This is a genomic window from Enterobacter sp. KBR-315C3_2022, from assembly GCF_041399425.1.
Taxonomy (GTDB): Bacteria; Pseudomonadota; Gammaproteobacteria; order Enterobacterales; family Enterobacteriaceae; genus Enterobacter.
Map to the genome: position 1 here is coordinate 116,367 of NZ_JBGKEB010000008.1, position 12,905 is coordinate 129,271.

Consider the following 12,905-nt stretch of genomic DNA (forward strand, 5'->3'; position numbering starts at 1 on the left):
GTCCCGACACTGGCCTCAGTTCAGGTATACTGGCTGACCACAAATTCTTTGTTGCACCATCTTTTCACCCAGGGGGAAAACTTGCAGGGTAAAGCACTCCAGGATTTTGTTATCGACAAAATTGATGACCTGAAGGGTCAGGACATCATCGCTATCGACGTTAAGGGTAAATCCAGCATCACCGACTGCATGATCATCTGCACCGGGACGTCTACTCGCCATGTGGTTTCTATTGCCGATCATGTTGTTCAGGAATCGCGCGCCGCAGGGCTGTTACCGCTTGGCGTTGAAGGTGAAGCGACCGCTGACTGGGTGGTTGTCGACCTTGGCGATGTGATTGTCCACGTCATGCAGGACGAAAGCCGTCGTCTGTATGAGCTGGAAAAACTCTGGGGTTAATGCGTGAAGTTGCAGCTGGTCGCCGTCGGCACCAAAATGCCGGACTGGGTACAAACCGGTTTTACTGAGTATCTGCGTCGTTTCCCCAAAGATATGCCGTTCGAACTGGTGGAGATCCCAGCAGGAAAGCGCGGCAAGAACGCGGATATCAAACGTATTCTCGATAAAGAGGGGGAGCTGATGCTGGCTGCCGCAGGCAAAAACCGCATCGTCACCCTCGATATTCCAGGCAAACCCTGGGATACGCCGCAGCTGGCGCACGAACTGGAGCGCTGGAAGCAGGATGGCCGCGACGTCAGCTTGTTGATTGGCGGCCCGGAAGGGTTATCCCCCGCCTGCAAAGCGGCGGCAGAACAAAGCTGGTCTCTCTCCGCGCTGACGCTCCCCCACCCCCTCGTTCGGGTGCTGGTGGCAGAAAGTCTTTATCGCGCATGGAGCATAACGACCAACCACCCCTATCACCGCGAGTAGTGACTTGACCAGGGTAGATTAAGCAGCGGATGAAACTACAGAATTCTTTTCGCGACTATACGGCTGAGTCCGCGCTGTTTGTGCGCCGGGCGCTGGTCGCCTTTTTGGGGATTTTGCTGCTTACCGGCGTGCTGATCGCCAACCTTTATAATCTGCAAATCGTTCGCTATACCGATTACCAGACGCGCTCAAACGAAAACCGCATCAAGCTGGTTCCCATCGCGCCCAGCCGGGGCATTATTTACGACCGCAACGGCACGCCGCTGGCGCTGAACCGCACCATCTACCAAATCGAGATGATGCCGGAAAAAGTGGATAACGTTCAGGATACGCTGGAAGCGCTGAAAAGCGTGGTCGACCTGACCGACGATGATATCGCCGCGTTCAAGAAAGAGCGCTCGCGCTCGCACCGCTTTACGTCCATTCCGGTGAAAACCAACCTGACGGAAGTCCAGGTTGCCCGCTTCGCCGTAAACCAGTACCGCTTTCCCGGCGTCGAGGTCAAAGGCTATAAGCGCCGCTACTACCCCTACGGCTCCGCGCTGACGCACGTCATCGGCTACGTCTCCAAAATTAACGATAAAGACGTCGAAAGGCTCGATAAAGACGGCAAGCTGGCGAACTACGCCGCGACGCACGATATCGGCAAGCTCGGCATTGAGCGCTATTACGAAGAGGTTCTTCACGGACAAACCGGCTATGAAGAGGTTGAAGTTAACAACCGCGGCCGCGTTATTCGTCAGCTGAAAGAGGTGCCGCCACAGGCGGGGCACGACGTTTATCTGACGCTCGACCTTAAGCTGCAACAGTATATTGAAACCCTGCTGGCGGGCAGCCGCGCGGCCGTCGTTGTGACCGATCCGCGAACCGGCGGGATTCTGGCTATGGTATCAATGCCGAGCTACGACCCTAACCTGTTCGTCGACGGTATCTCCAGCAAGGATTACTCCGGCCTGCTCAACGATCCGAACACGCCGCTGGTGAACCGCGCCACGCAGGGGGTCTACCCTCCGGCCTCCACGGTGAAGCCGTATGTCGCCGTCTCCGCGCTGAGCGCAGGCGTGATCACCCGCAATACCAGCCTGTTCGATCCGGGCTGGTGGCAGCTCCCCGGCTCTGAAAAACGCTACCGCGACTGGAAAAAATGGGGCCACGGCCATCTTAACGTGACCAAATCGCTGGAAGAGTCGGCGGATACCTTCTTCTACCAGGTCGCCTATGACATGGGCATTGACCGCCTGTCGGAGTGGATGAGCAAATTCGGCTACGGGCATTACACCGGCGTGGATCTTTCCGAGGAACGCTCCGGCAACATGCCAACCCGCGAGTGGAAGCAGAAGCGCTTTAAGAAGCCGTGGTATCAGGGCGACACCATCCCGGTCGGTATCGGCCAGGGCTACTGGACGGCGACGCCTATCCAGATGAACAAAGCGATGATGACCCTCATCAACGACGGCATTGTTAAAGTGCCGCATCTGCTGCAAAGCACGGTTGAAGACGGCAAAAAAGTGCCGTGGGTTCAGCCGCAGGAAGCGCCCGTTGGCGACATTCATTCCGGCTACTGGGAGATTGCCAAGGACGGGATGTACGGCGTAGCCAACCGTGCGAACGGTACGGCACATAAATATTTCGCCAGCGCGCCGTATAAGGTGGCCGCGAAGTCGGGTACCGCGCAGGTGTTCGGCCTGAAGGCCAACGAAACCTATAACGCCCACCGCATTGCGGAGCGTCTGCGCGACCATAAGCTCATGACGGCATTTGCCCCTTACAATAACCCGCAGGTTGCGGTGGCCATGATTCTGGAAAACGGCGGCGCGGGTCCGGCAGTAGGGACAATCATGCGCCAGATCCTCGATCACATTATGTTGGGCGACAACAACACCGATCTGCCGGCTGAAAACCCGGCGGCCGCCGCCGCAGGTGAGGACCAATAATCATGACGGATAATCCAAATAAAAAATCGCTGTGGGACAAAATCCACATCGACCCTGCCATGCTGCTGATCCTGCTGGCCCTGCTCTTCTACAGCGCGATGGTGATCTGGAGCGCGAGCGGCCAGGACATCGGCATGATGGAGCGCAAGATTGGCCAGATCGCAATGGGTCTGGTTATTATGGTGGTGATGGCGCAAATTCCACCGCGCGTGTACGAGGGCTGGGCGCCGTATCTCTATATCTTCTGTATTATTCTTCTGGTTGCGGTGGACGCTTTTGGCGCCATCTCCAAGGGCGCGCAGCGCTGGCTGGACCTCGGCATCGTCCGCTTCCAGCCTTCGGAAATTGCCAAAATCGCCGTGCCGCTGATGGTGGCGCGCTTTATTAACCGCGACGTTTGCCCGCCTTCGCTGAAGAATACGGCCATCGCGCTGGTGTTAATTTTCCTGCCGACGCTGCTGGTGGCGGCACAGCCTGACCTGGGCACCTCGATCCTGATCGCCCTGTCCGGCCTGTTTGTGCTGTTCTTATCTGGACTGAGCTGGCGCCTGATCGGCATCGCCGTGGTGCTCGTGGCGGCCTTTATCCCGATCCTGTGGTTCTTCCTGATGCATGACTATCAGCGCCAGCGCGTGATGATGCTGCTCGATCCGGAAACCGATCCGCTGGGCGCGGGCTACCACATCATTCAGTCGAAGATTGCGATTGGCTCGGGCGGCCTGAGCGGTAAAGGCTGGCTGCACGGCACGCAGTCCCAGCTGGAATTTTTACCCGAGCGCCACACCGACTTTATCTTTGCGGTTCTGGCCGAAGAGCTGGGGCTGGTGGGCATTCTGATCCTGCTTGCCCTCTACGTGCTGCTGATTATGCGCGGCCTGTGGATTGCCGCACGGGCGCAAACCACCTTTGGCCGCGTGATGGCAGGTGGGCTGATGCTGATTTTATTCGTTTATGTCTTCGTAAATATTGGTATGGTGAGCGGTATTCTGCCGGTTGTAGGCGTTCCGCTGCCGCTGGTGAGCTACGGAGGCTCGGCACTGATCGTGTTGATGGCCGGGTTTGGTATCGTCATGTCGATCCATACCCACAGAAAAATGTTGTCAAAAAGCGTATAAAAATAAGGGGTTCGCAATGCGTAAGCAGTGGCTGGGGATCTGTATCGCAGCAAGTTTACTTGCAGCTTGCACAAGTGATGATGGTCAGCAACAGGCAACCGTCGCGCCGCCGCAGCCTGCGGTATGTAATGGCCCGATAGTGGAAATCAGCGGTGCCGATCCTGTTTATGAACCGCTGAATGCCAGCGCGAATCAGGATTACCAGCGCGACGGCAAGAGCTACAAAATTGTCCAGGACCCGTCCCGCTTCAGCCAGGCCGGCTTTGCCGCCATTTATGATGCGGAGCCCGGCAGCAACCTGACGGCATCTGGCGAGACGTTCGATCCGATGCAAATCACCGCCGCGCACCCTACGCTACCCATCCCAAGCTACGTTCGCGTAACCAACCTCGCAAACGGACGCATGATTGTGGTGCGCATTAACGATCGTGGCCCGTACGGCAACGACCGCGTGATCTCGCTGTCGCGCGCGGCCGCTGACCGTCTGAACACTTCAAACAATACCAAAGTGCGTATTGACCCGATTATTGTGGCCCAGGACGGCACGCTCTCTGGCCCGGGCACCGCCTGTACGACGGTAGCCAAGCAGACCTACGCCCTTCCCGCACGTCCTGACCTGAGCGGGGGCATGGGCGGCGTATCCTCTCCGGCAGAGCCAGCCCAGCCTCAGGGCGAAGTGCGCGCCATCAGCAACGATACGCTGCAAAGCGATGACAGCACGGGTGCGCCGGTAAAAAGCAGCGGCTTCCTCGGTGCGCCAACGACCCTGGCCTCTGGCGTGCTTGAGGGCAGCGAACCTACACCCGCCCCAGCGGCCGCTCCGGTCGCACAGCCTGCGCCCGTCACGGCCCCTGCCCCACAGCAAAGCGCGGCGGTCGCTGCCCCGGCAGCGGCAAGCGGCAGCTATGTGGTACAGGTGGGTGCCGTCAGCGACCAGGCCAGAGCGCAGCAGTATCAGCAGCGCCTGAGCCAGCAGTTCAGCGTGCCTGGCCGCGTTCAGCAAAACGGCGCGGTCTGGCGTATTCAGATGGGGCCGTTTGCGAGCAAGTCTCAGGCCGCCAGGCTGCAGCAGCGTCTGCAAAGCGAAGCCCAGCTGCAGTCGTTTATTACTGTTGCAAAATAATGAATCGGTGGTATCCGAAACGTCAGTTTGTGTAAACAACGTTAACAAACTCACGCTTAAAGTCGGATGCCTGCCCGTATAGCATTTGCTATAGTAGGGCACTTTTTTTAATTCCATCACGGACGTCGTAGTTCTGACCATGAAGACCACTTTATCTGCTCGTTTTGTGCAGCGCATGGCGCTGACCACGGCCTTATGCGCGGCTGCATTCTCTGCGGCTCACGCGGATGACCTGAACATCAAGACCATGATCCCTGGCGTTCCGCAGATCGACGCGGAATCCTACATCCTGATCGATTACAACTCTGGCAAAGTGCTGGCAGAACAGAACGCCGACACGCGTCGCGATCCGGCTAGCCTGACCAAAATGATGACCAGCTACGTCATCGGCCAGGCCATGAAGGCGGGCAAGTTTAAAGAAACCGACCTGGTGACCATCGGCAACGACGCGTGGGCAACGGGTAACCCGGTGTTCAAAGGCTCATCGCTGATGTTCCTGAAGCCTGGCATGCAGGTGCCGGTCTCCCAGCTGATCCGCGGCATCAACCTGCAGTCCGGTAACGACGCCTGCGTGGCGATGGCGGACTTTGCTGCTGGCAGTCAGGATGCCTTTGTTGGCCTGATGAACAGCTACGTCTCCGCGCTGGGCCTGAAAAACAGCCACTTCCAGACCGTCCACGGCCTGGACGCCGAAGGGCAGTACAGCTCTGCGCGCGACATGGCGCTGATCGGCCAGGCGCTGATCCGCGACGTGCCGAACGAGTACTCCATCTATAAAGAAAAAGAGTTCACCTTCAACGGCATTCGTCAGACCAACCGTAACGGCCTGCTGTGGGACAACAGCCTGAACGTCGACGGTATCAAGACCGGCCATACGGACAAAGCAGGCTATAACCTGGTGGCTTCGGCAACCGAAGGTCAAATGCGTCTGATCTCTGCGGTGATGGGCGGTCGTACCTTCAAGGGCCGCGAAACGGAAAGTAAGAAACTTCTGACCTGGGGCTTCCGCTTCTTCGAGACCGTCAATCCGCTGAAAGCAGGTAAAGAATTTGCGTCTGAACCGGTCTGGTTCGGCGACAACGACCGCGCGTCACTCGGCGTAGATAAAGACCTTTATCTGACCATCCCGCGCGGCCGCATGAAAGACCTTAAGGCCAGCTACGTGCTCAACACCACCGAACTGCATGCTCCGCTGCAGAAAAACCAGGTTGTGGGCACCATTAACTTCCAGCTGGACGGCAAAACCATCGACCAGCGTCCGCTCGTTGTGCTGGATGAAATTCCAGAAGGCAACTTCTTCGGCAAAATCATTGATTACATTAAATTGATGTTCCACCACTGGTTTGGCTAAAAATTGAACACTTGAAAGTGTGATTTTGATCCCCATATACTAAGTATCCTGATAACTCCCACCTGACGTGGGAGTTATTATTTTTTGACGTTACGCCGGAGCTGACATGAAAACCAAACTTAACGAACTGCTTGAATTCCCTACCTCATTTACCTACAAAGTAATGGGTCTGGCGAAACCTGAGCTGGTTGATCAGGTGGTTGAAGTGGTTCAGCGCCATGCGCCGGGCGACTACTCTCCGTCGGTGAAACCAAGCAGCAAAGGCAATTATCACTCTGTCTCGATCACCATTACTGCGACGCACATTGAGCAGGTTGAGACGCTGTACGAAGAGCTCGGCAATATCGAAATTGTTCGTATGGTGCTGTAGTCCCTTTGCGGTTGCCCGGTTAGCCGGGTAACCCACTCCCCCGCTGTGATATACTTCCCGCTACCTTTTGTCCCTCGTCTTCGGAGACGTTGTTTTGTATCAGGATAAAATCCTTGTCCGCCACCTCGGGCTACAGCCCTATGAGCCTGTCTCCCAGGCCATGCACGACTTCACCGATTCCCGCGACGACGCCACCCCGGATGAAATTTGGCTGGTAGAGCATCTGCCGGTGTTCACCCAGGGCCAGGCCGGAAAAGCTGAACATTTGCTGATGACGGGCGACATCCCCGTGATTCAAAGCGATCGCGGCGGACAGGTGACCTACCACGGCCCGGGTCAGCAGGTGATGTACGTCATGCTGAACCTGAAGCGCAGGAAGCTTGGCGTGCGTGAGCTGGTGACCCTGCTGGAAAACACCGTCGTTAACACGCTTGCAGAATACGGTATTGAAGCGCATCCGCGCGCCGATGCGCCCGGCGTGTACGTGGGTGAGAGTAAGATCTGCTCGCTTGGGCTGCGCATCCGCAAGGGCTGTTCATTCCACGGGCTGGCGCTCAATATTAATATGGATTTGGCCCCCTTCCAGCGTATCAACCCGTGCGGCTACGCGGGCATGGAAATGACGCAAATGCGTCAGTGGGTCGAAGAAGCGACACCCGATAATATTCGACCAGTGCTCTTAAACAATCTTTTAGCACTACTTAACAATCCCCCTCACGAATATATCACCGCTTAATACAACATACATCATGGTCCATTTATTTACCGGACCATGACTTATTTCCCGCTTTTATACTTTACAACATTCAGCAGATTCTATATTTTCGATGCTTCCGCATATTAGCATCACTTATTCTCAGGCCCTGCCTGGGCTGGCCTGCGGGAAAAATGCAACATGTGTGATAATCACCCAACTGTTTGTTTTTGATAAACAAGCGAATTACATCAGCTATTTTACGAATCTCTACAAGCATAATAAATAAATTCAACTATCATTCATACTGTGAATGAATACGGAGTGAAAGCGTGGAGTATAAAAATCTACCAGCTAAGCGTATCAACGAATCCGTTGGAGATGATAAGCCGCAAATTTTTCGGACTTTACGTAATATAGATCTCAATTTACTGACTATTTTTGAGGCGGTATATGTTCATAATGGTATCGTCAACGCGGCGAAAATTCTAAACCTCACGCCTTCCGCAATTAGCCAGTCTATTCAAAAGCTACGCGCCATATTTCCCGATCCGTTATTTATTCGCAAAGGCCAGGGCGTCACCCCTACGGCCTACGCAACCCATTTGCATGAATACATTAGTCAGGGGCTTGAATCGATCCTCGGCGCGCTCGATTTAACCGGCAGCTACGATAAGCAAAGAACCATCACCATCGGCACCTCCCCTGCCCTTGGGGTGCTGGTGATGCCGGCGATCTACCAGGCCGTAAAGCAGCATGCGCCGCAGCTTCTCCTGCGCAACGTGCCTATAACCGAGCCAGAAGCCCAGCTGGCGCAATTCCAGACCGACCTGGTAATCGATATCACCAGCTTAAGCGCACGGGCGTTAGGACAACATGTTCTTTACGCCGACAGCCTGGTTCTTGTGTGCCGCCAGCAGCATCCGGCGCTAGGCCAGCCGCCAACGCTCGAGAACCTACGCCACTACGAGCATTCATCGTTTTTGACCGAAGGGCATGCACAGCTACCGCAGCGTCAGCGCATCAACGAGCTCTTCCCGGAACGTCAGGTCAGTTTCAGCAGTTACAATATGTTTACGATTGCATCCCTGCTGGGCAGCAGCGACATGCTCTGCGTGATGCCACTGCGCCTCTTTAACCTGCTCAAAAAATGCTGGCCGCTTGAGCGCATCCCATTGAGCTCGCTTAATACAGAATCTGTTGAAATTTCACTTCATTACAACAAGCTTAGCCTGCGCGATCCGGTGCTCGACAACGTGATTAACATTATCCGCCAGACCTTCTGACCGATAAGCCCCCATCTGCCCCAGAAGCCGGTGGGGCAAAAGGCACTAAACAACAACTATTTTACAAATTGGCGACGCGGCAGGCTGCTTTATCGGCCCTTTAAATGATATACTGCCTGTCGTTCGTTCAAAAATAGTTGATAAATACAACATTCCCTTGAACTAAAACGCTTTCCTTCGATATTCGCAACTGGAACACGCACGCTATGAGTAAACCCATTGTGATGGAACGCGGTGTTAAATACCGCGATGCCGATAAAATGGCCCTTATCCCGGTTAAAAACGTGGCTACAGAGCGCGAAGCGCTGTTAAGAAAACCGGAATGGATGAAAATTAAACTTCCGGCAGACTCTTCGCGTATCCAGGGGATCAAAGCGGCGATGCGCAAAAATGGCCTCCACTCCGTGTGTGAAGAAGCCTCTTGCCCTAACCTTGCTGAATGTTTCAACCACGGTACGGCGACCTTTATGATTCTGGGTGCCATCTGTACCCGCCGCTGTCCGTTCTGCGACGTTGCGCACGGTCGCCCTGTCGCGCCTGACGCCAACGAACCGCAAAAACTGGCGCAGACCATCGCCGACATGGGGCTGCGCTATGTGGTGATTACCTCCGTTGACCGCGACGATCTGCGCGACGGCGGTGCTCAGCACTTTGCGGACTGCATTACGGCTATCCGCGAAAAGAACCCAACCATTAAGATTGAGACGCTGGTTCCCGACTTCCGCGGCCGTATGGACCGCGCGCTGGATATTCTCACCGCGACGCCGCCGGACGTGTTTAACCATAACCTGGAAAACGTGCCGCGCATTTATCGTCAGGTCCGTCCAGGAGCCGACTATAACTGGTCCCTGAAGCTGCTGGAGCGTTTCAAAGAGGCGCACCCGCACATTCCTACCAAGTCGGGCCTGATGGTTGGCCTTGGCGAAACCAATGCCGAAATCATTGAGGTGATGCGCGATCTGCGCCGCCACGGCGTCACCATGCTGACGCTGGGCCAGTACCTGCAGCCAAGCCGCCATCACCTTCCGGTTCAGCGCTACGTGAGCCCGGACGAGTTTGATGAGATGAAAGCCGAAGCGATGGCGATGGGCTTCACGCATGCTGCCTGCGGTCCTTTCGTACGCTCTTCTTATCACGCCGACATGCAGGCGAAGGGCGAAGAAGTGAAGTAAGACGGTAATATTTATTTACCGTTAAGCGAAAAAAAACCGGCTCAGTAGCCGGTTTTTTCTTTTGCATGCGCGAAAGCCATGCGGTTACTCTTTGTGAGAAAGCTTCTCTGCAGGGACGTCATCCTCGGCGCTTTTCTTAGCAGCCGCGTCATCATCATTCATCGCTTTCTTAAAGCCTTTAATGGCGGTACCCAGGTCTCCACCCAGCGTACGTAACTTCTTGGTACCAAACAGCAGGACGACCAGTGCGGCAATCACCAGCAGTTTAGTAATACTAATCTCACCCATAGATACCTTCTTTACATAAAACAGGCTGCATTCAGCGCCAATAAAACCTGAATGTATTAACGGTCATTTGGCGCGCGCACACAATAGCAATCTGTAACAAGGTGAATCAAGCATTGTTGAAAAAAACATCACAATAATTGCGGTGGCGCAAAGCGGCGGTTGCGAAGAACAGGTAATTGCTCGCGCGCAAGCGTTATCCGCGCTGAAATTATCTCCGTAACCAGCAGCGCGGGCGCTTCCGCCGCCGCTGCAATCGTCACGCCCAGCGGATCGACTACCCTGCTCTGCCCGATGTTTTTATTTCCACACTCTCCTGCGGCCACCACATAGCAGGTGGTGTCCAGGGCGCGGGCAGCCAACAGCGTTGACCAGTGGTGTTCTTTTGCCGGGCCTTTCACCCACGCGGCGGGGAGAACCAGCACATCGGCCCCCTGCAGCGCGAGGCTAAGCGCCAGCTCGGGAAAGCGGAGGTCGTAGCAGGTCATTAAGCCGATTCTCATCCCTTCAATATCCACCAGAGGAGGCACGCAGTCGCCCGGATCGACCAGCCGTGATTCCTGCACGCTGAACGCGTCATAAAGATGAAGCTTTGCGTAGCGCGCAATGATGGCTCCCTCGCGGATCGCCACCAGCGTGTTCAGCGCCCGTCCGGGCGCTGAAGGCACATGGATCGTTAGCACGGTCGTCATCCGATTGCCGACGCTCTCGCTCAGCAGCTGCTGCAGAAACGGGCCTTCCAGCGGCTGCGCCGATTTCACCGACAGATCGGGATCGCCGTCGTCACGGGCCAGCAGCGCCTCAGGGAGTACGAGCAGCGCCGCGCCTTTTTCTCGGGCCTGTGCCATAAGAGAGACGCACTTGCGCGCATTCTCCTTCCAGTCCGGCGTGACCGCAAACTGCCCAACCGCCACATGCATATTTGTCCCCTCATCCAAAACAGCGTTACACTTGACGCTCTTACACATCAAATAGCAGGTATTTACGGTGATTCAACTTCTTTTAGCCGTTTTTATTGGTGGAGGTACCGGGAGCGTCGCGCGGTGGCTGCTGAGCATGCGGTTGAATCCGCTGCATCATGCTATCCCCGTGGGCACGCTGGCAGCAAACCTGATTGGCGCATTCATCATCGGCATGGGGCTCGCCTGGTTTAACCGCATGACGAACGTTGATCCGATGTGGAAATTATTGATTACCACGGGCTTCTGCGGCGGCTTAACCACCTTCTCTACGTTTTCAGCTGAGGTTGTTTTTCTGTTCCAGGAGGGCCGCGTGGGATGGGCGCTGAGCAATATTGCGGTCAACATGCTCGGCTCCTTTGCGATGACCGCGCTCGCATTTTGGCTATTTTCTTCTGCCAGCGCGCACTAAACGCCAGCACATTAATGTTGGCTTAATTTTTCTCTGTCACTCTTGCCTCAATACTGAACGAGGGTGGCAGAATGAAAGAGAGCGTGATGAGTGCGGGTATGGTGTTGCTGAGCGTGGCAATCGTCGCCATTTTCCTGAAAATGTATTTTTTAGGCTAGCGCCAAACGAAAAAAACCCGCTCAATGAGCGGGTTTTGAAATTCTTGCTGACGCGTCTGAATTACAGAGCGATTACGTTAGCAGCAGAAGGACCTTTGGCACCGTTAGTGATTTCGAACTCAACGCGCTGGCCTTCAGCCAGGGTTTTGAAACCATTAGACTGGATTGCAGAGAAGTGTACGAACACGTCTTTGCTGCCATCTTCAGGAGTAATGAAACCGAATCCTTTGGACTCATTAAACCACTTAACGTTACCTTTAATCTTAGACATCAAAATTACCTTTACATTAAAAAACGACACAAATGCTGTGTCGGGTATCAGTACAACAATTGTTAGGCATTTTGTCCAGCGGATCTTTGTTAAAAAGTGACAAAAGTCGCGTTAATTTCTGCCGTTGAATTTTTATGCTTTAGGGTTCAACGGCAGGGTGTTTTTTCACCAGAATGGTCCTTTTTAGCAGTTAAAACTCAAAGCGCATCCAGGCAAAGTAAACGTTACCGTTATTGTACGTTCCGGGAATGTAGGTCATCTGGAACGTCGCCGGGCCATAGCCGATGGACGCCAGCGGCAGGAGTACCGGAATGGGAATGTACTTCCAGTTATCACGCGCCGTCACCCCGGCGGTATAGCCCAGCCCCAGGTGGAAATTATCGTCGGCCAGCGGGCGCCAGGTCTTCTCCCAGCCGTAGCCCCCAATAGGCTCCCACTTGTTATAGGAGTCTTTAAAGGCCATAAGATAGATGCCGTGCCAGTTCCCCTTTTCATCCCAGCGGGACTGGCCAAAGCCCGCGCCCCACGGACGCTCGTTGTACTTGTCCGTTTTTTCTTTGTCGTAGGCAAAACGTGCATGCCACGTTATCGCCGGAATATAAAGTTCATAATGCTCTGGTTCCTTCCAGGTCTGCGCGACGTTATCGCCAAAAGTTGACAGCCAGCCTTTGCCCGCAGCGCTGTCATCAGCCTGTGCAACGGATGAAAGGGTCAACTGCCCAAAAATAAACAATAAAATCAAAAAAAATCTATTACGTGCGTTCACTTTACTATTACCATTCTTGCTATTAAGCGTGAAGTCTATCACAGAAAAGTTGAATAAAACCTTAACAGCATTAATGTGAAACCTTATTACCTTCAGGCCAAATGGGAATATTCTCATAAAAGAACGCCTGCATGCCGTA

The 12,905-nt window shown here is 54.6% G+C and carries 15 protein-coding genes; 11 read left to right on the forward strand and 4 right to left on the reverse strand.

The window, feature by feature from the left end; genetic code table 11:
• Positions 1–81: 81 nt before the first annotated feature.
• The 10 genes from rsfS (at position 82) to lipA (ending at position 9,915) form a co-directional block, all read left to right on the forward strand.
• Positions 82–399 carry a ribosome silencing factor gene (rsfS, locus tag AB8804_RS10815; RefSeq protein ID WP_023334893.1) on the forward strand — a complete coding sequence of 106 codons (318 nt, stop codon included), beginning with the start codon at positions 82–84 and terminating at the stop codon, positions 397–399.
• A gap of 3 nt (positions 400–402) precedes the next feature.
• Complete coding sequence (gene rlmH, locus AB8804_RS10820; RefSeq protein WP_003858701.1) at positions 403–870, forward strand: 23S rRNA (pseudouridine(1915)-N(3))-methyltransferase RlmH; 468 nt, start codon at positions 403–405, stop codon at positions 868–870.
• 29 nt (positions 871–899) lie between these two features.
• Entirely contained in the window at positions 900–2,804 is a 1,905-nt protein-coding gene (gene mrdA, locus AB8804_RS10825; RefSeq protein WP_371185817.1) for a peptidoglycan DD-transpeptidase MrdA, read from the forward strand.
• A 2-nt stretch (positions 2,805–2,806) separates the two neighbouring features.
• Positions 2,807–3,919 carry a peptidoglycan glycosyltransferase MrdB gene (gene mrdB, locus AB8804_RS10830; RefSeq protein ID WP_112011518.1) on the forward strand — a complete coding sequence of 371 codons (1,113 nt, stop codon included), beginning with the start codon at positions 2,807–2,809 and terminating at the stop codon, positions 3,917–3,919.
• 16 nt (positions 3,920–3,935) lie between these two features.
• Positions 3,936–5,042, forward strand: coding sequence for an endolytic peptidoglycan transglycosylase RlpA (gene rlpA, locus AB8804_RS10835; protein ID WP_371185819.1), 1,107 nt, complete (start codon positions 3,936–3,938; stop codon positions 5,040–5,042).
• A gap of 139 nt (positions 5,043–5,181) precedes the next feature.
• A complete protein-coding gene (gene dacA / locus AB8804_RS10840) occupies positions 5,182–6,393 on the forward strand; it encodes a D-alanyl-D-alanine carboxypeptidase DacA (RefSeq protein ID WP_371185821.1) in 1,212 nt (403 codons plus the stop codon).
• 106 nt (positions 6,394–6,499) lie between these two features.
• Positions 6,500–6,763 (forward strand): DUF493 family protein YbeD, encoded by a 264-nt coding sequence (gene ybeD, locus AB8804_RS10845; RefSeq protein ID WP_006177135.1) that lies wholly within the window; start codon positions 6,500–6,502, stop codon positions 6,761–6,763.
• 94 nt (positions 6,764–6,857) lie between these two features.
• The gene (lipB, locus tag AB8804_RS10850; protein ID WP_371185824.1) at positions 6,858–7,499 is read left to right on the forward strand and encodes a lipoyl(octanoyl) transferase LipB; all 642 of its coding nucleotides are present in this window, start codon (positions 6,858–6,860) and stop codon (positions 7,497–7,499) included.
• Between the two features lie 290 nt (positions 7,500–7,789).
• A complete protein-coding gene (locus tag AB8804_RS10855; protein ID WP_371185826.1) occupies positions 7,790–8,743 on the forward strand; it encodes a YbeF family transcriptional regulator in 954 nt (317 codons plus the stop codon).
• Positions 8,744–8,949: 206 nt separating this feature from the next.
• Positions 8,950–9,915, forward strand: coding sequence for a lipoyl synthase (lipA, locus tag AB8804_RS10860; RefSeq protein ID WP_112011524.1), 966 nt, complete (start codon positions 8,950–8,952; stop codon positions 9,913–9,915).
• An 84-nt stretch (positions 9,916–9,999) separates the two neighbouring features.
• On the opposite strand, the gene tatE is transcribed toward lipA, so the two are convergent.
• Together tatE and AB8804_RS10870 are read right to left on the reverse strand one after the other, a co-directional pair.
• Positions 10,000–10,203, reverse strand: coding sequence for a twin-arginine translocase subunit TatE (tatE, locus tag AB8804_RS10865; RefSeq protein WP_371185829.1), 204 nt, complete (start codon positions 10,201–10,203; stop codon positions 10,000–10,002).
• Between the two features lie 128 nt (positions 10,204–10,331).
• The gene (locus AB8804_RS10870) at positions 10,332–11,120 is read right to left on the reverse strand and encodes a deaminated glutathione amidase (RefSeq protein WP_371185831.1); all 789 of its coding nucleotides are present in this window, start codon (positions 11,118–11,120) and stop codon (positions 10,332–10,334) included.
• A gap of 67 nt (positions 11,121–11,187) precedes the next feature.
• Between AB8804_RS10870 and crcB the strand changes: the two genes are divergently transcribed.
• Positions 11,188–11,571: a fluoride efflux transporter CrcB gene (gene crcB / locus AB8804_RS10875; RefSeq protein WP_371185833.1), complete on the forward strand. Its 384-nt coding sequence runs from the start codon at positions 11,188–11,190 to the stop codon at positions 11,569–11,571.
• 219 nt (positions 11,572–11,790) lie between these two features.
• Here the strand turns inward: crcB and cspE are convergent, their stop codons facing one another.
• Positions 11,791–12,000 carry a transcription antiterminator/RNA stability regulator CspE gene (cspE, locus tag AB8804_RS10880; RefSeq protein ID WP_002439184.1) on the reverse strand — a complete coding sequence of 70 codons (210 nt, stop codon included), beginning with the start codon at positions 11,998–12,000 and terminating at the stop codon, positions 11,791–11,793.
• 190 nt (positions 12,001–12,190) lie between these two features.
• Positions 12,191–12,766 (reverse strand): lipid IV(A) palmitoyltransferase PagP, encoded by a 576-nt coding sequence (gene pagP / locus AB8804_RS10885; RefSeq protein ID WP_371185841.1) that lies wholly within the window; start codon positions 12,764–12,766, stop codon positions 12,191–12,193.
• Between the last annotated feature and the right edge of the window lie 139 nt (positions 12,767–12,905).

What these genes read in the sequence shown, in the direction of transcription:
- lipA (WP_112011524.1), top strand. Translation starts at nt 8,950, where the DNA reads ATGAGTAAACCCATTGTGATGGAACGCGGTGTTAAATACCGCGATGCC.
- tatE (WP_371185829.1), bottom strand. Translation starts at nt 10,203, where the DNA reads ATGGGTGAGATTAGTATTACTAAACTGCTGGTGATTGCCGCACTGGTC.
- mrdA (WP_371185817.1), top strand. Translation starts at nt 900, where the DNA reads ATGAAACTACAGAATTCTTTTCGCGACTATACGGCTGAGTCCGCGCTG.
- cspE (WP_002439184.1), bottom strand. Translation starts at nt 12,000, where the DNA reads ATGTCTAAGATTAAAGGTAACGTTAAGTGGTTTAATGAGTCCAAAGGA.
- mrdB (WP_112011518.1), top strand. Translation starts at nt 2,807, where the DNA reads ATGACGGATAATCCAAATAAAAAATCGCTGTGGGACAAAATCCACATC.
- ybeD (WP_006177135.1), top strand. Translation starts at nt 6,500, where the DNA reads ATGAAAACCAAACTTAACGAACTGCTTGAATTCCCTACCTCATTTACC.
- AB8804_RS10870 (WP_371185831.1), bottom strand. Translation starts at nt 11,120, where the DNA reads ATGCATGTGGCGGTTGGGCAGTTTGCGGTCACGCCGGACTGGAAGGAG.
- dacA (WP_371185821.1), top strand. Translation starts at nt 5,182, where the DNA reads ATGAAGACCACTTTATCTGCTCGTTTTGTGCAGCGCATGGCGCTGACC.
- rlpA (WP_371185819.1), top strand. Translation starts at nt 3,936, where the DNA reads ATGCGTAAGCAGTGGCTGGGGATCTGTATCGCAGCAAGTTTACTTGCA.